This is a genomic window from Pseudomonas cichorii (assembly GCF_018343775.1).
GTDB classification, from domain to species: Bacteria; Pseudomonadota; Gammaproteobacteria; order Pseudomonadales; family Pseudomonadaceae; genus Aquipseudomonas; species Aquipseudomonas cichorii.
On record NZ_CP074349.1, the window covers coordinates 5,246,458 to 5,267,774 of the forward strand.

The window sequence follows — 21,317 nt, forward strand, 5'->3', positions numbered from 1 at the left end:
GCCATGTGGTCTTTCAGTAACTGGCGCAGGCAGCGCACGCTGGCCAAAAACCCCGTCGCCCCCGAAATGTGGGCACGGGTGCGCCAGCGGCTGCCGATTCTGGACGGTTTGAGCGACGCGCAGGATCAAGCCCTGCGCAACGCCTGCGTACTGTTCCTGCAAGCCAAACACCTGACGGCCCTGCCCGGCGTAGAACTGGATGATGAACAGCGGCTGTTTCTTGCGGCCCAGGCCCAGTTGCCGCTGCTCAACCTCGAGGACCTGAACTGGTATCAGGGTTTTCATGAAATCGTCCTGTACCCCGGCGACTTCATCAGCCCACAACGCCATCGCGATGCCAGCGGCATCGAACATGAATGGGATGGCGAACACAGCGGCGAGGCCTGGCAACAAGGCCCGGTGATTCTGGCATGGCCGGGCGTGCTGTCCAGTGGCGACTGGGATGCCTATAACCTGGTCATCCACGAACTGGCGCACAAACTCGACATGCTCAATGGCGATGCCAACGGCCTGCCGCCGCTGCACGCAGACATGCGCATCAGCGAGTGGGCCAGCGTCATGCAAAACGCCTACGACGATCTCAACCGGCAACTGGACAACGATCCAGACATCGAAACGGTCATCGACCCTTACGCCGCCGAAGACCCTGCCGAATTCTTCGCCGTGACCAGCGAGTACTTTTTCAGCGCGCCCGACCTGCTGCACGACACCTACCCCGAGGTCTATGAGCAACTGAAGGCCTTTTACCGCCAGGACACCCTGGCACGCCTGGAGGCCCTGCAAAAGGGCGACACCGCGTCTCAAAGCCAGCACTGATCCAACGCGATGCGTGTCAACGCCAACAGAATATGCCTATAATCCGGCCCACTTTTTGGCGTTAATGCCAATATCTGTCTGGTCAACTACGGGGGCAAAACCCAATGAGCTACAGCAAGATTCCGGCTGGTAAAGACCTGCCGAACGACATCTACGTCGCTATCGAAATCCCGGCCAACCACGCGCCGATCAAATACGAAATCGACAAAGAATCCGATTGCCTGTTCGTTGACCGTTTCATGGCCACCCCGATGTTCTACCCGGCCAACTACGGTTTCATCCCTAACACCCTGGCTGACGACGGTGACCCCCTCGACGTGCTGGTCGTAACCCCGTACCCGGTTGCTCCAGGTTCGGTCATCCGCGCTCGCCCGGTTGGCATCCTGAACATGACCGACGACGGCGGCGGCGATGCCAAGGTTATCGCTGTACCACACGACAAGCTGTCCCAGCTGTACGTCGACGTGAAAGAGTACACCGACCTGCCAGCCCTGCTGCTGGAACAGATCAAGCACTTCTTCGAGAACTACAAGGATCTCGAAAAAGGCAAATGGGTGAAGATCGAAGGCTGGGGCAATGCTGACGCAGCACGCGCCGAGATCCTGAAATCGGTTGAAGCCTACAAAGGCTGATCACCCGCTTCCCCGCTTCGGAACACCTGACCGGGTGTTCCGAACACCCTCTGCAAAACCCTCGCCTCCCCACTGCTCCTGCCTCGCACCCCCTCCAGAACATCATCAATAAACAAACGTATAAAAATACATCCCTCATTGTAAAACGCGATAAACAAACCGTGAGCGCCGCACAATCGGTTTAAAGCAGAACGTAGCGTTTATTTAAAATAAACGGATTGCGGAACATGCCTACGCAACAACTGTTGTACCTGTAGGTCGCTAACCGTAAGCAATAAGGGAACAGCAGTATTTGAACACCCCGTTCATTTAAACGGATTCGCGACCGCCGTAAACTCGGCCTCATGAATACATCAGGTGATCGACTACGCATCCTCCTGCGGGAGTGCCATCTTTCTGCGACGGACTTTGCAGCCAACCGCAAAGTCACGCCCCAGCACGTGAACAACTGGTTCAAACGCGGCGTACCCATGGCGCGGCTGGAAGAAGTGGCTGAACTACTGACCGTCAACGCCCGCTGGCTACGCACCGGCGAAGGCCCCAAACACCCGACAGACTCCGCCAACGAGAACAATGGCGGAGACACCCCGATTACGCTCCACCAAGGCAGAAGCCTGCTGCGCGGCGATGTGGAAATTCAGATCTACAAGGAAATCGAATCCACCAACAGCATTGGCAAGACAGTACTGGCCGAAGCGCCCGGTCAGAAAATACGTTTGCCCATGCACGTGCTGCAAACCATGAACATCGACCCCAAGAACACCATGTGCGTCGCCATGATCGGCAACAGCATGGCCGACAAGATCCAGGACGGCTCACTGCTAGGCGTCAACCGCGACCTGACCCAGGTCATCGACGGCGAAATGTACGCCCTCGAACACGGCGGCATCCTGCGCGTGAGATACCTCTACCGCCTGCCCAACGGCGGCCTGCGCCTGCGCAGCCACAACAACAGCGAATACCCCGACGAACTCTTCAGCGCCGAAGAAATCGAGCGGGAAAACATCCGCATCCTGGGCTGGATATTCTGGTGGTCCACCCTAAACAGCCGCCGCAACGCCATGCTGCTGCGCTGAGTATCCGTATTTACACAGTGAGAATGTGTTTCAAGACTGGGCATTGGCGCAAAACACCAGTATCCTGTGGCCACCATTCGGCATAGGCCGCCCAGCGCGGCCCTTGCCACAGCAAGGCGAACGACACGTTCGGCTTGTTACCTTTTTAGCGTCCCTTGCGGATGCACCTGTTGAAGGCGATTGCGGTTTACCAAAAATAAACCAAGACCGTCCCCGAGAAGCCGGCCACAAGCCGGCTTTTTATTTGCTTGTGAAAAGTCAGACGCCTGCGCCGGGCAGCCAAAGTCCAGAGATATGCACGTCTTGAAAGCGGAACAGAGAAATCGCTTTGGGCTAATCCCGAATCGGGTTATTCAGATTTCCGGACCATCAAACGGCGCACCCAAGTGAAAACCATCCACAACACCCGCTACCAAGCCCTGCTCCAGCTTTTGCTGGAGGCACGCGAACGGGGGTTGGAGGGTACCAGGTTTCACGGCACACGCAGCTGACTTAGCTAAATCGGTGGACAGGGGGATTGTGTTGGTGGATGACACACGACTGGTGCATCTGATGATGGATCATGAAGTAGGTGTTACATCGCGGCTGTTACGGTTGCTGGCGCTGGATCGTGATTATTTTGACGACGTGAGAGATCGGTTTTGGGCAAACCTGCCACCGCCTCTGCAACACTTTCGGCTCAAAATAATGGCACACTAGAATCACGAAGTACGCCCGACTTGGAAGGTCGCTGTTAACGCGCAGAAGAGATAGGGCTAAAGCGGGTTTAGATAGTTGTGCAGGTCAAGGAGGCCACAATGCCAGACATCAGAAATATCAAGGAACAAAAGCTTCTATACCATCTCACTTCGGTTGAAAACCTTGATGGCATTTTCCAGGCAGGCTTAAAGCCTCGTGCTGAACTCACCGATTTCAAAGATGTAGCTGACAGTGAGATTCTGAAGAAGCGTAAAACCCTTGAGCTTGACAGCTATGTGCCCTTTCACTGGTTCGCTGCAAATCCATTTGACGGAAGTGTGCAACGCAATAACCCTGATGTGAAATTCGTCCTGATCTCCGTATACAGGTCCACGGCGCAAAAAAACGGTTGGAAAGTCATTCCTCGCCACCCTCTGGCAAACGATTCAATCCAGTTACTCGATTACGACGAGGGTTTCGAAGCCATCGACTGGGAAGTCATGAACAGTCGCGAGTATCACGACGCGCACTGCAAAAGCATCTGCATGGCGGAATGTTTGGCGCCTGGCGTTGTGAAACCAAACGCTTTCTTCAAAATATTCACGCCTAGCGAGGAGATCGAAGCGCTCTGCGTGGCTAAAATGCGCGAGGCAGGTGTTAATGTACTCACCGGCGCGAATCAGAGAATGTTTTATCAATGAACTACACCAGTCTGAATCCAGAGAAGGCTCTGATTTGGCGTATCGTCCACCGCGATAACCTGCCTTGGATTCTGGACAACGGCCTGCATTGCGCCAGTTCGGATGTGCAAGCACCGCAATATGTAAATATTGGTAACGCTGACTTGATCGATAAACGCCGATCTCGCGATGTACCAATTGCTCCAATGGGTGTGTTGGCTGACTACGTGCCCTTCTACTTCACCCCCTTCTCTGTGATGATGAAAAATATTCATTCCGGGTGGAGCGTTCAGCAGCGCAGCAATGACGAGATTGTGATTCTGGTATCCAGCCTGCACCGCGTCGAACAGCTTGGCCTACCGTTCGTCTTCACAAACGCACATGCCTACCCGGATTGGACAAACTATTACAGCGATCTGGCGCATCTCAGCGAGATCGACTGGCCTATCCTTCAGCGGCGCGACTTCAAACGCGATCCTGATGACCCTCGAAAGATGGAGCGCTATCAGGCCGAAGCGCTGATTCACCACCACCTACCGATTACAGGACTCCTTGGCATCATGTGCTACACCGATGCAATGAAAGAACGCATAGAGCAAGACGTGGTCGCTAGAGGCCTGACGTTGTCTGTTCATGCGCGTCCGGGATGGTATTTCCAATGATCAGATTCACTCAAGGCAACCTTCTGGAAGCCAAAACCGAAGCCCTCGTCAATACAGTGAATACCGTAGGCGTAATGGGCAAAGGTATCGCCCTGATGTTCAAAGAGCGCTTTGCGGAGAATTACCGCCTCTATTCGGCTGCCTGCAAGGCTGGCGAGGTAGAAACAGGCAAAGTTCACGTGACCGCAGTCAATGAGCTGGAAGGCCCTCGCTGGATCGTAAACTTCCCAACCAAACGTCACTGGCGATCCCCTTCGCAGATGCAGTGGATAACCGAAGGCTTACACGATCTACGTCGCTTTTTGATTGAAAACCATGTTAAGTCCGTGGCGGTTCCTCCGCTAGGTGCAGGGAACGGTGGCTTGAAATGGCCAGAAGTTCGTGAGCAGATCGTTGATGCTTTGAGTGATCTGGACGTCGATGTGCTGGTATTCGAGCCATCCAGTCAGTATCTGAATGTCGCCAAACGTAGCGGAGTGGAAAAGCTCACGCCTGCTCGCGCACTCATTGCCGAACTGGTTCGACGTTACTGGGTTTTAGGTATGGAATGCAGCCTGCTTGAGATTCAGAAGCTGGCTTGGTTCTTAGAGCGAGCCATTAAAAATCTGCCGGGCACCAAAAACCCGCTGGATCTCAAGTTCGTCGCCCATAAATACGGGCCGTATGCCAACCGATTGGAACACCTGCTCGACAATCTGGACGGCAGCTATCTGCATTGCGACAAACGCATCAGTGATGCAGATATCAGTGATGTGATCTGGTTTGACCAAGACCGTAAAGCTTTTCTGCAAACCTATCTCAAAACAGAAGCTAGGGAGTATTCCCAAGCTCTGGAACTGACCGCCGAACTGATCGATGGCTTTGAGTCACCGTTCGGCATGGAGCTGTTGGCAACGGTTGATTGGTTGCTCAGTCAGGAAGAAGTTTCCCCAACCGTTCCTACCGTGCGCGAAGCGTTGCGGCATTGGGATGGCGGAACTGGTGCTGCTGCTCGTAAAAGCAAGCTGTTCGATGATCAGGCGATTGATATTGCGCTCAAACGGCTTACCTCCAGTAGCTTCAGCTCGGCAGTAGTTAACTGCTAATCGATGCCCAGTGTTTATACAGGCTGGAAACAGCCTGTCATAAAGCTTTAATGTGATCGAGGATATCGGAAGGGGAGTGGGGTGGATCCTTATAGTACTTGTTGCAAATAGGCTGGCCATTTGACCAGCTCACACTGCCGGTCTAATTTCCTATTCTTCCCACATACTGACTCCGCTTCACCCTCACCGGACAAAGCTCAAGACCAAACGGCTTGAACACCGCATTCATCGACTTGATCGTCTGATTACCTTCTTCATGCTCAATGTGCGCCAAGGTACGAATCGAAATTTTGCACATTTTCGCAAAGAGGCGCTGATCCATTATGGCCACCATTGTTCGGAGCATCACTACAGCCTGGCCCATGGTAATTTCGCCATGCCCCAGCTTGCTCTCAATGAAGCGAATGAGCTCTTCCCGTGTCATTGCGCTGAAATCATGGCCTCTCATAGCGACATTTGAACTCATAGAACACCCAAGGCTTGCATCCGGTCTTTGAGCTTGGCCAGCGAGATACTGGGGTGGCTCCAGATTGCCGTCGGAAAATCTGACTTAAGGATTTCATGAAGGTGAAGAAACAGCTTGGCGTCCTCCCTGCTCATGCACATAGAACACGCTCAAAGGAAACCTTCCGTCGAATCGCGAACGGTGAGATGAAAAGAGTCACGCCAGTAGCCCTCATCGAGGTTTGGGGTTGTGAGCTGCAAAGCGCTCATCTGCACTAGATTGCAGATTCGGCGACAATGATCGCCACAAACCAGCTTTTATTTATCGACGGAAACCTCATCCACCCCAAGCCGCCTCCGCCGCGCAACCAACGCCCGCCGAAACGAAATCTCCGCACACTCCACAAACAACCGCGCCATATGATTAAGCCCCTCTTCCTCGCCTTCACTGCCCACGACAAAATCAAAACCCAGCGCACGCTTGTTCTGGTCAGGCAGTTCTTCCCAACTGTTCATCAGGTAGGCGTACAGGGCGCTGACGATTTTTTGCTCGCTCAGTGGCTCATGGGATAGGCGAGGTGGGCTGGCAAGCATGTGACGCCTTCGGAGAAAGCCGCACTTCTTGCAGATGGCTTGCGAGGATGAAAAGCGATGTTTCGGGTAACGGACAGGTGAGGTTTTGATATTCATGAAAGGTTCCGGCCTTGATGGGTCATACGAGATACCCGTCATTTTTGGACGCAAACCTGTCAATGAACACACGCTATGGCGTGCGTTCAGCGATTTTTACTTCGATTGGATCAAGAGCAACCGCGCCCAAAGGCGCGGCTGCTTCCACCCTTACTGCCAGTTGGCAGCAATCACTGCGTTCAACGAGGCCTGGTAGTTTTCCGACAGTTTCACTTCTCCTGGTGCAGGAGGTGCGAAAGCCGCCATGGCTTGTACCATTTGGTCAACCTGACTGGCCATCAGGACCTTGCCATCCGCCGTGCGGAATTGCTCGATCTGCTGGGCATCCTCCCAAGTGCCCTCGCCCCAGAACGACCATTTGGATACCGTCACTTTGTCGCTCGTACCGATGACGCCGACTTCCAGATCCCAGCCATTTTTGCTGAACCACAGTTGGTCGGCAGCAATACCGCTCCCAAACTGCAGCACGTCAGTGTTGGCATCCGGATCAAAGTCGTCGATGACGTCCTGGCCGCCACCGCGCTCGAACTGGTAGAGGTCATTACCACGGTCGCCATACAGCCGGTCATTGCCCGTACCGCCGATGAGAGTGTCAGCGCCTGCGCCTCCGTTCAGCTCATCATCCCCGGCACCGCCCGACAGTATGTCGTTGCCGCCAAGACCATAGAGTTTGTCGTTGCCTGCAAGGCCACTGAGCGAATCGGCCACAGCATCATCGCCATAAAGCGCGTCATTGCCCTGGGTGGACGTGCCGTTGCTCATCGTCTTGATGGTGCTGGCATTCCAGGTGGTCCCGTCGGCGAACTGGATCTGTTCGATCAGGTTCGCGGTATTGGAGAACCATCCGGAAACCGTCAGCCTGTCGCTTGTGCCGGCAATGCCGACATACAGATCGTTCAGGCTACGAGTGAGCTGGATATCGGCAGGTTTGAGGCCTTCCGCAAGCTTGATCACGTCCAGGTTGCCGGCCGTATTGTCGTAGTCGCTTATCCAGTCCTGCCCGGCACCGCGATAGAACAGGTAGGTGTCGTTGCCTGCATCGCCATACAAGCTGTCGTCACCGGCACCGCCATCGAGGATGTCCGCTCCGGCTCCGCCATAGAGCTTGTCTTTGCCAGCGCCACCGTTGAGGGTGTCGTTGCCTGACAAGCCGTAAAGGCTGTCGTCACCGCCCAGCCCGTTGAGAACATCGGCAACGGACTCTTCACCTTGCAGGGTATCGTTGCCTTCGCTCGCCACGCCTTTGACCATGGCTTTGAGGGCCGTTGCATCCCAGACCGTGCCATCCACGAACTGGACTTGCTCGATCTGCGAGTCGGTGGAGTAGAACCAGTCACGAACGGTGATTTTGTCCGAAGTGCCGATGATCGCCAGTTCGAGATTGTCGCCCACGCGCGAAGCCTTGATATCGCCCGGGCTGATGCCTTGTGCCAGCTTGATCACGTCGATATTGCCGGAGGTCCAGTCACGGTCCGAGATCTGATCCTGGCCACCGCCACGCTGGAACAGGTAGATGTCGTTGCTCGAGCCGCCATACAGCGAGTCGTTGCCTGCTCCGCCATCCAGCGTATCGACGCCCGCTCCGCCATCGAGCATGTCATCGCCAGCACCGCCAATGAGCACATCGTTACCGGCCTGTCCGTACAGCTGATCATTGCCGCCAAGCCCGTCGATCTGCTCGCCCGTCTCGTCACCATAAATCGTATCGGCCGCTTCGCTGGCCACGACCACCGACAAGCGCTTGAGGTCCGCGACAGACCAGACGGTCCCGTCCGCGAACTCGACGCGCTCCACTTGATAATTGGAGCTGGTGTAGTCGTAGATTTTCATCCAGTCGTTCGTGCCCTTGATGGAGAGCACGATATCCGTCCTGTCACGCTTGACGATGACATCGCCAGGAGTGATGCCGGACGCGACTTTGATGGTGTCGACATTGCCCGTGGTGGAGTCGAACTCGTTGATCGTGTCCTGGCCCATGCCGCGATAGAAAAGGTAAGTGTCATTGCCGCGAGATCCGCTCAGGGAGTCGTTGCCGGCACCGCCATCGAGAGTGTCATTACCGTCGCCGCCATCGAGGTAGTCGTTGTCGGCTCCACCATTGAGGGTGTCGTTGCCGCTTTCGCCGTACAGCGTGTCTCTACCGGCACCACCATTGAGTTGGTCGTTGCCAGCATCACCGTAGAGCCTGTCATCGCCATTGAGCCCATCCAGTACATCGGCTCCAACGTCGCCATACAAGGTATCGGCCGAATCACTGGCCACTCCCCGGGTCATGGCTTTGAGGGCATCGATATCCCAGACCGTGCCATCGGCAAATTCGACACGCTCCACCTGATAGTTGGTGCTGTTGAAGAAGGTGATCGACATTTTATCTGTCGTTCCCTTGATCGAGAGATGCAGGTAGTTGCCGTCACGATTCAGAATCACATCGGCTGGAGCGATATCGGCAGCGACCTTGATGGTGTCGACATTACCCACAGTCCCATCGAAGTCAGTGATGGTGTCCTGCCCCATGCCGCGGTAGAAGCGGTAGGTATCATTGCCTGCATCACCCGACAGTCTGTCATTGCCCGCACCACCATCCAGCGTGTCGTTGCCATCACCGCCATAAAGCCAGTCGACGCCATCACCACCGTTCAGTACGTCGTTGCCAGCCCTGCCGTACAGGGTGTCGTCGCCGCTCAGCCCGTTGATGGTGTTGGCCAGCGCATCGCCATTGAGGTAGTCACCGCTCTGGGTGCCGGTGATCAAGCCGGTCTGCTCGCCGACAACGATGTCGAACACATCACTGACCACCGCACCTGCACGGTCCACGGCCGAAACCTTGACCGAGACGGTTCCCTGGCTTCCAGGCGTGCCGCTGAAGGTGCGAGTGGCCGCATCGAACGTCAGCCAGGCTGGCAACGCCTGACCGTCGGCAGACTGCGCGGTAATGTTCAATATGTCACCGGCATCCACATCAGTGAATGTCGCTGCCGGTAGGGCAAAGTTCAGGAGTGTGCCTGCGGTTGCAGCCTGATCGACAATGGCCTTGGCCAGGACCGGTGCATCGTTGGTATTGCTGATCCGCACGTCAAAGCTGTCGCTGACGGACAGGCCGGCCTTGTCGGTCGCGGTGACGCGAATCGACAGGTTACCCACAGCGCTGTTGTCCGGCGTGCCACGGAAGGTACGGGTGGCAGCATCGAAACTCAGCCAGGCTGGCAGAGGGTTGCCATCAGCCAGGGTAGCGTTCAGTTTCAGGGCATCACCGCTGTCCGCATCGACAAAGGCGTTGGGAGCCAGGGTCAGGACAAAGGCGCTGTCTTCGGCCACGTTCTGGTCGGCAATCGCCTGCGCCAGGGTTGGAGCACGGTTGGCCTGGGTCGCCAGGGTTGCAGTGTTCCAGACCGTACCGTTGGCGAACTCGATGCGCTCGATGCTGTGACCACGGGCTGCGGTCCAGCCGGAAATGATCTGCTGACCATCGTTCAGGCGCAGCACCATGCCTTGCGCGGAGTGATCGACAGCGACGTCGCTTGCATTGATGCCCGCTTCAAACACGATGGTGTCAACGCCACCGCTGGCATCCAGGTCTTCGTTGATCGTGTCCTGGCCATGACCGACGCCGAACACGTAGCGGTCATTGCCTTTGCCACCCTGCAGGAAGTCGTCGCCAGCACCGCCGTACAGGCGGTTGTCGTGTTCGTTGCCGAACAGTTCGTTGGCCTGGGCGTTACCCGTGGCATTCAAGGCGGAACCGGACAAGGTCAGGCTCTCGACATTCGCCGCCAGGCTGTAGTCGACCGTGGAAATGACCTTGTCATTACCCGCGTCGGCATCCTCCATGACCACATCGCCGATGTGATCGACGAAGTAGGTGTCATTGCCCAGGCCACCGATCATCAGGTCTGCACCTTGGGCACCATCAAGACGGTTATCGCCGAGATTGCCGCGCAGGATGTTGTCGGCGCTGTTGCCCGTAGCGTTGATGTTGGCGCTGCCGGTCAGGTTCAGGTTTTCCAGGTTGCTGGCCAGCGTGAAGGAAACCGAGGCATTGACCGTGTCCGTGCCCTGGCCTTGGGACTCGACGACCCGGTCGGAACCGTCGTCGACCACATAGGTGTCGTCACCCAGGCCGCCGATCAGCACATCGGAACCTCCGGCACCGTCCAGCACGTTGTTGGCGCTGTTGCCCACAATGCGGTTGGCCAGTTCATTGCCGGTGCCATTGATAGCCGCATTGCCCAACAGTTGCAGGGATTCGACTTCACTGGCCAAGGTATGACTGACACTGGACTTGACCAGGTCATAGCCACCGCCCACCACTTCCTTGATCACGTCACCGACGTTGTCGACGATATAGGTGTCGTCGCCTGTCCGTCCTTCGAGAACGTCCGCACCGGCACCGCCATCGAGGGTATTGCCGCCGGCGTCGCCGATCAGCAGATCGTTGGCATCAGTACCGCTAAGCAGCACTTTGGGCTGTGCAACGGCCTGACCGAAAATGAAGTTGGCGGCGGACAGTTGATTGGCGGTGACACCTTTGAGGGTCAGGTATTGAGTGCCACTGGCCATCGCTCCCAACCAGACTCTCAGGTATTGCTCGCCATCCACCGTCACTGAACTGAAGTTCAGTTCGGCAAAGCTGTGTACTGCACGGATCTGTGACAGGTCGATTTTTTCGGCAGGATTGGCCACCTCGAAATCGTCGATCAGGTTGGCCATGATGCCTTGGGAAGCACTCGCCCTGAGGTCTTCGACCACAACAAAACGATCATTCCCGGCACCGCCAGCCACCGAGGCTCCGGTGTGCGAGGCTATACCGCCGAGGTTGATGTTCGGAGCCAGCAGCGTGGTGGTCGCGTAGTCGGCGACGCTCTGGTCGCCTTCAAGGTAGAGAACGTCGTTACCGGCATCGCCACCGAGATAATCCTGTCCGGCACCGCCGTACAGCACGTCATCGCCAGCGCCACCGCGCACCACATCATTGCCTTCGCCACCGTTCAGGGTGTCGTTGCCGCCGACACTCGATGATGTGGAGCTTTCACCGACCAGCACATCATCACCCAGACCACCGTTGATCACATCGGCTCCCGTGCCACCGAAGACGCGCTCGCCGCCATCGTTGGCCCAGTACAGAACACCATTGGTGGTGTCCGGCAGAATCCGCTCAGTCACGGTGCCATCAAGCCCGAAACCAAAGCCGGAGTAACGCTCCAGACGGCTCAGGCTTACACCTTCGGGTACATGCACGAAGCTGCTCAGCGTCAGGCCCTGGGACTGCACATTTTTAAGCACCAGGACTTGCCCGTCATCCAGCGTCAACCGCGTGTCCGCACCTTGCTGGCTGATGCCCATCGTCGAATACACGTCCGGGCCGAAACCTGACAGAACGATTCGATCGGTGCCGATGACGAAGTCGGTCAGGGTATCGACGTCACCCGCGTTCTTGTCGATCACAAAGTAGTCGGTATCGGCACCGCCAGTCAGGGTGTCATTGCCCTGTCCTGCGATCAGCGTATCGATGCCTGCGCCGCCCGACAGCAGGTCGTCGCCACGCCCACCCGAGAGGTGGTTATCCGCAGCGTTGCCGGTCAGCGAGTCGCCAAACTCGCCGCCGATCAGGTTTTCGATCTGGCCTGGATTGGTAATCGTCAACCGGGCACCGGCCAGGGTCGCCTGACCGTTGGAAAGGTCGATGACGCTGGCGCTGGCAATCGCCGCGGCATTGATCGTGTCTACGCCACCATCGGTATCGTTGAGCACATTGCGTCCGCCTGCCGCGGCCAGCTGTGCATATTCATTGGTATACACATATTGGTCATCGGACGTACCGCCCTTGCCATAGACGTTCATGCTCCAGCTGTTGAGTGTGCCGGTGTCGCCGGTGACCGTATCGATGACTTGCAGCGTCCAGTTGCCCTGCGCCGTTTCACCCCGCAGAAGCGCCGTATCGAAAACGTAATTCAAGGTGGAGCTGCCGGCGAAGTCGGCGTCACCACGCTCACTCGCCGCGCTGCCAGGTGCCTTGCCCGGACGGTTCATCAGAATGGATTCAGTACCGGACGGCGAGATCAGCTTGAGGATCAGGTCACCGGGTCGGGAATGCGTCAGGCTGACTTTGACTTCAACATGCTCGACAGAAATACCGGCGTTACCCATGGTCAGGGAATGGCTGATTCCTGCGCCCAGTCCATCAGTGATTGCACGGTTGAGGGTGCCGGAGTCCAGAGGCTGGTTCAGGCTGAACTCATTAGCGAAGGTCTGCTGGGTATTCCAGGTTTCGGCCAGACGAACCGCCGCGCGGGCATCGACTTCGCCATAACCATAGTCGTGGCTGACGTGCATGCCGCCGCCGTTCCAGTTCTGGCTTCCGTTTTCCTGCCAGGAGGTATCAGGGTCGGCTACCTTGCGAGCCGAAAGCGCCAGGATCTGCTGGACGTCGCGATACCCCAGCTCAGGGTTGGCTTCGAGCACCAGTGCAACGATGCCGGAGACGATCGGCGCGGCAAAACTGGTGCCTTGCGAAACGCTGGTGTCGGCACCGAACGTGGAGCCATTGTCGTTCTGCACCAGACGCGAAGTGGAGGTCACGTTCGAGCCCGGCGCACTGACCAGAATGCTTGCGCCCGGACTGGAGAACGGCTGCCCACCGAACTGCAATGCACCCAGGTCAGTGGTGGCATTGATTGCGCCAACCACGATACTGCTGCGGCTGTTGGAGACGTTCGAGTAGTTGGTGTTCCCGCCTATCTGCCGGTCGTTGCCGCCCGCCGTGACAATCACGGTCCCCAGACCATCGCGCCCCTCTTGCAAGGCCTGACGATGGGGTGTCGGCAGCAGTCCCAGTTCGGCCGGAGAAAACTTCAGATCGAAGGGAATGGCACTCCCCCAACTGTTGTTCACCACGTCATATTCGTGCATGTGGGACATGGTGCTGAAGTCGTCTTTGTTGACCCAGTAACCGGCAATCGTGGCGTCATAAGCCACCCCCACACTGCCTTCGCCATTGCGGGAGGCGACCATTACACCGGCCACCAGCGTGGCGTGATCGCTGAAGACGCCGCCACTGCCCTCGCCCGCCATCTGTCCCGGCGTGGCATTGGCCAGCCAGTTCTTGTCGATGTTGTCTTTCAGGTCGGCGTGACGGTAATCGAGCACTTCCTTGGTCGTGCCGAAAGGACTGGTGGTTTCGATCTGGGCAATCCTGACGCCCTTGCCGGTGTAATCCTTCCAGACCGGAAGAATATTGGCCTGGGACAGATACCACTGATCGGTCGCCAGCGGATCGTCAGGCAGGTCCGCAGTCTTGAGGTACACCGCAGCGCGCATTGTCGCGCTTTCACCGGTTCCCATGCTGATAACCGTACCGGCCTCATTGCCCTTGGCGTCGGCAACGGTGTACTTGAAGCCCATGATGCCGGTAAAGGTTGCATCAGGCGTAAACAGCACATCGCCAGCCTGGGTCACGCTGGCCGTACCACCCACGACATCGAACAGTCCGGTGATGTGCAGCGCATCATGCTGCCAGTCGATGTCGTTCTGCAGCAGTTGCTCCTTGCCGATCAGATGTGCACTGGTACGCTCGAAAGCCGCACCGGCCTTGTCGTTGCTCAGGACATCCTTGACCAGCAGAGGGTTCTCGATCCCTTCGCTGGTAGCGCTCGGAATCTCGACCAGCTTGAGGTTCTTGAAGTTGATCTTTTCGATGTTCTGCAGGAAATCGGTACCGTCGCGCCCTGCAACGGTGTCGCTGATCCAGACACCTTCTGCCGTTCGTGTCAGACGATAGTCGGCAAAGTCGCCGGACAGCTCGACGACGTCCAGGCCGTCACCACCGTCGATCACGTCATCGCCCGCACCACCGATCAGCACATCGTCGCCGGCACCGCCGTTAAGGTTGTCGTCATCCTGACCGCCGTCGATGAGGTCGTTGCCCAGGCCGCCTTGAATACGGTCATTGCCACGGTGCCCGCGCAATACATCGTTGCCGGCTCCGCCCAGAATGACGTCGTTACCATCCTCACCCGACAACGCATCATTGGCGTACCCACCGATGAGTACATCATCGCCGTCGCCGCCGCGCATATAAACCGTGCTGGACCCGCCGCCGATGAAGGTGTCATTGCCACGACTACCCTGAGCAATTTCCACACCGGCATCTGCCAGGTTGAGATAAACACCTTTATCGCCCAGAACCTGAACGATATCGGTGCCATCTCCTCCATGGATATTCTCGGACAGGTCTTCGCCATCAATCAGTAGAACATCATCTCCGGCACCACCATAGAACGTATCGCTACCCTGGCCACCGGCCAGCCAGTTGGTCTGGGCATCGCCTTGCAGCACATCATTGCCCGAGCCGCCAGTCGCATTGTTTACGCCCTTCGATGCCACATCGATGTGCTCACCCGTTGTGGAAGAAGAGGAATAACCACTCACAGGAGAGACGTTACCTCCACCCTGTGTAGAGATAACAGTGCCTGTGCCGTTTGCGGTAAAGACATGACCATTAGGGTTGGCCAGAAAGTTGGCGGCAATGGCTTCCTTGCTCACGCCGTTCTGAACAAAGGTTCCTCGTGCGAGAACTTCGTTACCGTCACGCACTTCGCCGCTTTGAGCCACACTGTTCAAGTTGATCCGGGTAATACCCAACTCTGCAAATGACTTCAGTTCGCTCTTTTCATTGGCGTCCACTGAACCATTACCATTGGCATCATCCCAGCTCTTTCCATCGTGGTTGGCGTCGACCCAGACTTTGACACTCGACCAGGCATCATCACGGTTATCGAAAACACCGTCAGCGTTACTGTCCAGGCTCGCCAAGGCAGTAAATCCGTTCGAGAAACGTTTTTCTCCGGCATTGCCGTCTTTGCCCGCTACCCCACCGAAATACTCGGAAAGTGTTTCGCTGATGTTGTCGATCTTGCCATTGGCGTTGGAATCCACAACAACGATGCCGTCTTCAGGACTTACCCAACCCGTTTCTTCCAGGCTGCCGCCATCGTTGTCGGCATCGAACAGTACCGGTGCACCGAGGTAATCCGTCAACCTTACGCCATCACCATTCAGGTCCAACACCAGCGGATCCGTCGGTAACGTCACGCGGGCACTTGCATCGCCCGAGTTCAAAAGTGCAGCCAGTGTGCTGCCATACGTCATGCCCTGAGTCGAGTTACGCAGGCTGAAATCAAACACATCCTTGACGGTGTTGACGTTACCCGGACGATAACCATCAGCCAGAATCTGCGTGGCCGCATTGGTAAAGGTATTGTTGATCCAGTTGCCCTGATATTGATTCAGGTTGAGCTTGTTGGCGTCGTAACTCAGGTTCCAGCCGCCACCACTGTTGATCAGGCCCTGAGCAACTTCAGCGGCTGCGGCATCGTGATCAACGGATTCCTTGTATTTGATCCCAGATGCAAGATCGGTATTCAATGAGAAATCATTGTTTGCCATACCGCCGCTTAGGTCACTGGAATTCAGCCACAAGCTGCTCTGACTGCCGTCATATACAACTCCGCCTCGCGCCATGTCTCCACGGATTATTTCTGCGCCAAAACCATTTAAAAGCGCGTCGATATTGTCCAGATTGTTACCTGGAAAAAGGTCACCCTGTTCATCGTTCGGGTTGTAGCCAAGGACTTTCAACGAGGCGTATACGAAATCAACACAGCTGTTAGTCAACAGATTGTATGTCGCTGAATCGAAACCACCTGCTGGCGGATTACTGGAAAAATTCATCAGGGCCGTGTACTGCGACTCTGTCAGCTTGACGGTAACCTCATAGAGAGTTTCCTGGTACGCGCTGTCATCATCCATGACGACTTGACCAGGCCCGAACATTTCATCAAGCCTTGAGGCGAACCCGAAGCTCTTGCTGGCTACGCCATCGCTTACGCTGTACCACATGTGCCCACCGGGCGAATCATGAAGATCGCCCGCTTTATGGTCGCTTTTATCCTGTTGGTAAACATAGTCGGCACCAACACCAGCAACCTTGTAAGTAACGCTGTAGCTCTTTTCCACCGTCTTAGAGTCCTTTCGCTATTTTTAAAAATCTAAATCTTGGGGCTGTAGTAAGAAAACTCTACGTACCCTTCCGTACCACTGAATGCGTCAACTTTATCCACCGTCGAAACTTCGACCGTGTAATCCCCAGGGAGAAGAGCAAAATGCTTTATATCTCTGACCTGCGTAGACTTGTATTTACCCTCGTATTCAAATGCCTGCCCCGAGTCAATGCCCGTGGTGACTAAAACCTCATCAAAAAACAACTGACCATCTTTCAGAACACGCAAATGGACAGGAATGGGAACACCGCCCTCGTTATAAAGCCCGCCCCCCCATACTGCTTTCTGGTGATCGATATCGGAGGCTTTTTCACTCCACACAAATAACAGAGCAACTCTATAGCCACCACGCTCAGCCACGCGAAACTGCGCAGAGACTTTCTGATTGGCCAAAGAAAGATTGACAGGCTTGACTATCAACACCGGACTTGAGCAACCCACGAGGAAACCCGACAAAAAGAGAGCGAAAAAACGTTTAATGAAAGACACACTTGATTCCTTCTTCCCATTGGTAAGCAAACCCGGTCCACAACAACGATAAATTGCTCATGAAAAATCGCGCTCAAAAACAAAAATCACCATCAAAAACAAACCATGCGAAACAACCGACACTCTGGATATCCACAGCCCGATTTTTTTCAAATAACGTGCGCTGACCAGCCACCCGAAAAAAGCCAAAGCGCCTCCAAGCCACCCGACCTGTGAAAACGCAAAGATTTCTATAAGGAACGTCACGAAGTTCCAGTTACCACCGATGCCATAAACCCAGACCAGATAGCAAAAAGCAGAAAGCGGAACACTGCAGCCCCAGATAAACAGAGAAACCGCATGTTCGGGCTTGTATTTGATGGCGATAAAATTCGAAAGCAACAATCCTGAATAAACGTATATATCCAGGCCGGCGAGAACTCTCTTCAGCTCATCCATTAGCATCCCGCTCCATGCGTTAACCACTTGCCTTTAGTCGGCACTCCCATAGAGCGGCTGACGCCTGCCTTGATCATCGCAGGAAAACATCGTCACCTTGCTTACGAGCGTCCAAAAAGCACATTGCCATCAAATGTATCTATCGCGATACATTCCTGCAAGTTAAGTTTTTTGTTCTGAAAACAAGCAAGTAGAGCATTTTTCAGGCATAAACCTTACCAGCCGCCAGAAGCTCGACAGGCTCGTGATGCGGCTGTCATGGATTGCCCTGACACAGCTCGATGATGTTGAATCGCACGACACCGACCAGGAAGCCCCCTCAATGAAACTCCACCACCTGCTCCTCGCCATCCTGGTTACTGCACTCTGGGGCCTTAACTTCTCGGTCATCAAGCTTGGCCTGACCTCAGTCGATCCGTTCATCCTCGCAGGTCTGCGCTTCACGCTCTGTGCGCTGCCTGCGATCTTTTTCATTCCCAAACCTGATGTCGCGTGGCGTTACATCATCGGTTACGGGCTGATATTCGGCATAGGCCTGTGGGGTGTCGTCAATCTGGGGATCAAGACCGGGCTGTCGGCGGGGATTGCTTCGCTGGTTTTGCAGTTCAGCGCGTTTTTTACGATGCTACTGGGGGCCTGGGTGTTCAAGGAGACCATCACGCGCTACCAGTTGGCCGGGATTGGCGTTGCGCTGTGCGGGCTGTTGAGCATCATCTTTATTGCGGATGGCTCGGTCACTGCGACCGGCTTGATACTGGTGCTGTTTGGCGCGGCGGCCTGGAGTGTCGCGAACATCATCAATAAAAAGGCCAATACCCCTCAGGTATTTGCCTTTGTGGTCTGGTCCAGCGCGTTTTCGCCGATCCCGCTTTTCCTGCTCGACTATATCGTCAACGGCACCAGCGGCTACTCTGCACTGATCAACCAGATCGACCACCGTGCTGTTCTGTCGATCCTGTTTCAGGTTTACCCCAACACCTTGTTCGGCTATTGGGTCTGGAACTCGCTGCTCAAGCAATACCCGGTGTCCACCGTTGCGCCATTGTCATTACTGGTACCTATATTCGGGATGCTGGGCTCGGTGGTGATTTTCGATGAAAGCCTGTCGCCGATGAAAATCGTTGCCGTGGGCCTTATCGTATCGGGTCTGGCCGTCGGTCTTTACGGGCAACGCATTCGCAATGCCTTGTTCGCTGGCCGCAGTCGCCCTCTGGCCTGATCGATGAATCATGAACAACGGGCAGCATCACCGGTCGAAAAGATCGTCCTCAAACATTCCAAGGTTCCCGCATGAGCACTACTCCTTACACGCCTCCAAAGGTCTGGCAGCCTGCCTCGTCCGGCGGCACCTTCGCCAATATCAACCGCCCGGTTGCCGGTCCCACCCATGAAAAGGAACTGCCGGTCGGCAAACATCCGCTGCAGCTCTACTCCCTGGCCACACCCAACGGAGTGAAGGTCACGATTCTGCTGGAAGAGTTGCTGGCACTTGGGCACAGCGGTGCCGAATATGACGCCTGGCTGATCAAGATTTCGGAAGGCGATCAGTTCTCCAGCGGTTTTGTCGGAGTCAATCCCAACTCCAAGATCCCTGCGTTGCTGGATCGCAGCCAGGAGACGCCAGTGCGGGTATTCGAGTCCGGCTCGATCCTGCTTTATCTGGCGGAGAAGTTTTCCAGCTTTCTGCCCACCGATCACGCTGGCCGGACAGAAACCCTGAACTGGCTGTTCTGGCAAATGGGCGCTGCGCCTTATCTGGGCGGCGGTTTCGGGCATTTCTATGCCTATGCACCGGAAAAGATCGAGTACGCCATCAACCGTTTCGCGATGGAAGCCAAGCGTCAGCTGGATGTGCTGGATCGTCGTCTGGGCGAAAGCCGTTATCTGGCCGGCGATACTTACACCATCGCCGACATCGCCGTGTGGCCATGGTATGGCGCACTGGTGCAGAACAGTGTGTATTCCGCAGCGGAGTTTCTGTCAGTGCATGAATACCCGAACCTGCTTCGCTGGACCGAAGAGATCGCCGCACGCCCTGCCGTCATCCGCGGCAAGAAGGTCAATCGCACATGGGGTGATGAGGCGGATCAGGTTGCCGAGCGGCATCACGCGTCTGATTTGTAGGAGAGAATTTATTCGCGAGAGGCCCGTGAGAGCGATAGATTTTCTTTGGATCTACAGGCGTATCGCGGATAAATGCGCTCCTACATCACCTCTTCTATCGCTCAAAAATACAAGAGGCAGCGCATGATAATCATCCGTGACGCCAGGCTGTATGCAGGATGCTTCTGAATCTCGTGTCTCCTGCGTAGCAAGCTGAAATTCTTTTACCCAGTAGTTCGGAGCCTGCAATGCCCCAAGACAAAGACCCACTCGCCCAGACTGCGTTGTCCCAACATGGCCGTAGCGCCAGCAGCGGGCCGGGCATTGCGGTGAATCCGCCGGTGGTGCGCATGAGCACGGTGTTGTTCGACAGCCTGCAAAGCCTGCGTGAAGCGGAAGCTCGCACTTCGGGGCCGGATCGCTCGCTGACGTATGCGGCCAACGGCAACCCGACGGCCTTTGCATTGCAGGATCTGGTTTCCGAGCTGGAAGGTGCCCACGGCACTTGTCTGTACTCCACAGGGCTGGCCGCAGCGGCGCAGATGTTTCAGGCGTTTGTGCGCCCTGGTCAGCATGTGCTGATCACCGAGGCGGTATACGGCCCGGTTCGTCGGCTGGTCAGGACCTGGATGACAGCCTTCGATATCGAGTTCGATTATTACGCCGCCGACGGCAGTAACGTGGAGTCATTGATCAAGCCCAATACGCGCATGATTTACGCTGAAGTCCCCGGCTCGCTGACGTTCGACATGTGTGATCTGCGAGCCCTGTCGCGGCTGTGCAAAGAGCGCAATCTATTGCTGGCGGTGGATAACTCCTGGGGTTCGGGGGTGCTGTTCAAGCCCCTTGAGTTGGGCGCGGACATTTCGTTGATGGCCCTGACCAAATACATCGCCGGGCATTCGGACGTGATGATGGGCAGCATCAGCACCACCGAAGAGCACTGGAAAACTCTCAAGACCATGAACACCGCCGTGGGCAATACCGTGAGCCCCGACGATGCCTACCTTGTGCTGCGCGGTGCACGAAGCCTTGCGGCACGCATGAAGATGCACGAGCACAATGCCCTGCAAGTCGCACAATGGCTGCATGGCCACGAGCAGGTCGGTCGTGTCCTGCATCTGGCACTGCCGAGCGATCCGGGACATGCCCTCTGGAAGCGGGATTTCCATGGTTGCAACGGTTTGCTGAGCTTCGAGTTCAAGACCGCCGACCGTCAGGTGCTGGACCGTTTTACCGGAGCCTTGAAGCTGTTTGGTGTCGGTTATTCATGGGGTGGCTTTGAAAGCCTGGTGTCGGAGGTGGATCACTATGGCGCCCGGGAACAGGGTCTGCCGATGCTGCGCCTGCAAATCGGCCTGGAAAACCCGGATGATCTGATCGAAGACCTGAAGGCCGGATTTGCAGCCACCCAGAACTGAAGGCCAGCCACTCTGCCCCTTCAAGCGTTTGCCCCGCGGCCCCGGCTC

14 protein-coding genes are annotated in these 21,317 nt (G+C 56.1%); 9 read left to right on the plus strand and 5 right to left on the minus strand.

Annotated elements, in window-relative coordinates:
* Positions 1–3: 3 nt before the first annotated feature.
* The 6 genes from KGD89_RS22365 (at position 4) to darG (ending at position 5,629) form a co-directional block, all read left to right on the plus strand.
* Positions 4–816, plus strand: coding sequence for a M90 family metallopeptidase (locus KGD89_RS22365; RefSeq protein WP_025261993.1), 813 nt, complete (start codon positions 4–6; stop codon positions 814–816).
* A gap of 104 nt (positions 817–920) precedes the next feature.
* Positions 921–1,448 carry an inorganic diphosphatase gene (gene ppa, locus KGD89_RS22370; RefSeq protein WP_025261994.1) on the plus strand — a complete coding sequence of 176 codons (528 nt, stop codon included), beginning with the start codon at positions 921–923 and terminating at the stop codon, positions 1,446–1,448.
* 344 nt (positions 1,449–1,792) lie between these two features.
* The gene (locus KGD89_RS22375) at positions 1,793–2,524 is read left to right on the plus strand and encodes a LexA family transcriptional regulator (RefSeq protein ID WP_025261995.1); all 732 of its coding nucleotides are present in this window, start codon (positions 1,793–1,795) and stop codon (positions 2,522–2,524) included.
* Between the two features lie 797 nt (positions 2,525–3,321).
* Positions 3,322–3,903 carry a DarT ssDNA thymidine ADP-ribosyltransferase family protein gene (locus tag KGD89_RS22380; RefSeq protein ID WP_025261996.1) on the plus strand — a complete coding sequence of 194 codons (582 nt, stop codon included), beginning with the start codon at positions 3,322–3,324 and terminating at the stop codon, positions 3,901–3,903.
* Complete coding sequence (gene darT / locus KGD89_RS22385) at positions 3,900–4,544, plus strand: type II toxin-antitoxin system toxin DNA ADP-ribosyl transferase DarT (protein WP_025261997.1); 645 nt, start codon at positions 3,900–3,902, stop codon at positions 4,542–4,544. The genes KGD89_RS22380 and darT overlap by 4 nt, the downstream gene beginning before the upstream one ends.
* On the plus strand, positions 4,541–5,629 hold the full coding sequence (gene darG / locus KGD89_RS22390; RefSeq protein WP_025261998.1) for a type II toxin-antitoxin system antitoxin DNA ADP-ribosyl glycohydrolase DarG: 1,089 nt from the start codon (positions 4,541–4,543) through the stop codon (positions 5,627–5,629). Before darT ends, darG begins: the two co-directional genes overlap by 4 nt.
* Positions 5,630–5,771: 142 nt before the next feature.
* On the opposite strand, the gene KGD89_RS22395 is transcribed toward darG, so the two are convergent.
* From KGD89_RS22395 to KGD89_RS22495, 5 genes are all read right to left on the minus strand, one after another.
* A complete protein-coding gene (locus KGD89_RS22395) occupies positions 5,772–6,095 on the minus strand; it encodes a transcriptional regulator (RefSeq protein WP_236250086.1) in 324 nt (107 codons plus the stop codon).
* A gap of 296 nt (positions 6,096–6,391) precedes the next feature.
* Positions 6,392–6,763, minus strand: coding sequence for a hypothetical protein (locus tag KGD89_RS26080; protein ID WP_025262000.1), 372 nt, complete (start codon positions 6,761–6,763; stop codon positions 6,392–6,394).
* 150 nt (positions 6,764–6,913) lie between these two features.
* Positions 6,914–16,183: a calcium-binding protein gene (locus tag KGD89_RS26085; RefSeq protein ID WP_236250085.1), complete on the minus strand. Its 9,270-nt coding sequence runs from the start codon at positions 16,181–16,183 to the stop codon at positions 6,914–6,916.
* Positions 16,184–16,806: 623 nt separating this feature from the next.
* On the minus strand, positions 16,807–17,307 hold the full coding sequence (locus tag KGD89_RS22490) for a DUF5625 family protein (RefSeq protein ID WP_025262001.1): 501 nt from the start codon (positions 17,305–17,307) through the stop codon (positions 16,807–16,809).
* A gap of 57 nt (positions 17,308–17,364) precedes the next feature.
* Positions 17,365–17,745 (minus strand): hypothetical protein, encoded by a 381-nt coding sequence (locus tag KGD89_RS22495; protein WP_038400619.1) that lies wholly within the window; start codon positions 17,743–17,745, stop codon positions 17,365–17,367.
* A gap of 322 nt (positions 17,746–18,067) precedes the next feature.
* Here KGD89_RS22495 and KGD89_RS22500 point away from each other — a divergent pair, with 322 nt between their 5' ends.
* The 3 genes from KGD89_RS22500 (at position 18,068) to metC (ending at position 21,269) form a co-directional block, all read left to right on the plus strand.
* A complete protein-coding gene (locus KGD89_RS22500; protein WP_025262003.1) occupies positions 18,068–18,964 on the plus strand; it encodes an EamA family transporter in 897 nt (298 codons plus the stop codon).
* A gap of 71 nt (positions 18,965–19,035) precedes the next feature.
* Positions 19,036–19,869 carry a glutathione-dependent disulfide-bond oxidoreductase gene (yghU, locus tag KGD89_RS22505; protein WP_025262004.1) on the plus strand — a complete coding sequence of 278 codons (834 nt, stop codon included), beginning with the start codon at positions 19,036–19,038 and terminating at the stop codon, positions 19,867–19,869.
* Between the two features lie 227 nt (positions 19,870–20,096).
* On the plus strand, positions 20,097–21,269 hold the full coding sequence (metC, locus tag KGD89_RS22510; RefSeq protein ID WP_025262005.1) for a cystathionine beta-lyase: 1,173 nt from the start codon (positions 20,097–20,099) through the stop codon (positions 21,267–21,269).
* Positions 21,270–21,317: the final 48 nt, after the last annotated feature.

Coding starts and splice junctions, on each gene's coding strand:
- KGD89_RS22375 (WP_025261995.1), top strand. CDS start 1,793: ATGAATACATCAGGTGATCGACTACGCATCCTCCTGCGGGAGTGCCAT.
- yghU (WP_025262004.1), top strand. CDS start 19,036: ATGAGCACTACTCCTTACACGCCTCCAAAGGTCTGGCAGCCTGCCTCG.
- metC (WP_025262005.1), top strand. CDS start 20,097: ATGCCCCAAGACAAAGACCCACTCGCCCAGACTGCGTTGTCCCAACAT.
- KGD89_RS26080 (WP_025262000.1), bottom strand. CDS start 6,763: ATGAATATCAAAACCTCACCTGTCCGTTACCCGAAACATCGCTTTTCA.
- KGD89_RS22395 (WP_236250086.1), bottom strand. CDS start 6,095: ATGAGTTCAAATGTCGCTATGAGAGGCCATGATTTCAGCGCAATGACA.
- KGD89_RS22500 (WP_025262003.1), top strand. CDS start 18,068: ATGAAACTCCACCACCTGCTCCTCGCCATCCTGGTTACTGCACTCTGG.
- KGD89_RS22495 (WP_038400619.1), bottom strand. CDS start 17,745: ATGGATGAGCTGAAGAGAGTTCTCGCCGGCCTGGATATATACGTTTAT.
- ppa (WP_025261994.1), top strand. CDS start 921: ATGAGCTACAGCAAGATTCCGGCTGGTAAAGACCTGCCGAACGACATC.
- KGD89_RS22380 (WP_025261996.1), top strand. CDS start 3,322: ATGCCAGACATCAGAAATATCAAGGAACAAAAGCTTCTATACCATCTC.
- KGD89_RS22365 (WP_025261993.1), top strand. CDS start 4: ATGTGGTCTTTCAGTAACTGGCGCAGGCAGCGCACGCTGGCCAAAAAC.
- darT (WP_025261997.1), top strand. CDS start 3,900: ATGAACTACACCAGTCTGAATCCAGAGAAGGCTCTGATTTGGCGTATC.
- darG (WP_025261998.1), top strand. CDS start 4,541: ATGATCAGATTCACTCAAGGCAACCTTCTGGAAGCCAAAACCGAAGCC.